The sequence below is a fragment of the Lacinutrix cladophorae genome (genome assembly GCF_053604645.1).
In genome coordinates this window covers 1-205 of record NZ_JBSHNR010000029.1, presented here as the reverse complement: position 1 = coordinate 205, position 205 = coordinate 1, and the positions used below count along the sequence as shown (strand labels likewise).

Genomic DNA, 205 nt, shown 5'->3' with positions numbered 1-205 from the left:
ACAAGATCCAGGAGAAGAAGGAATAGAAGGAGTAGAAGTTGTAATTACCGATGTTAACGGAGACGAAACAACAGTAACAACAGGAACGGATGGCTCATGGACAGCAACAGACATTCCAGTAGGAGATGCAGAAGTAGATGTTGATGAAACAACATTACCAGCAGATGTAAGTGGTACTTTAACAACAGGAACTTCAGATCCTGAA

1 protein-coding gene is annotated in these 205 nt (G+C 41.5%); it reads left to right on the top strand.

All coding sequences use genetic code 11. The features are described 5' to 3' along the window. Positions 1-205: SpaA isopeptide-forming pilin-related protein (locus ACVC3Y_RS00140; protein ID WP_452225722.1), on the top strand; the 205-nt coding region annotated here is incomplete at both ends.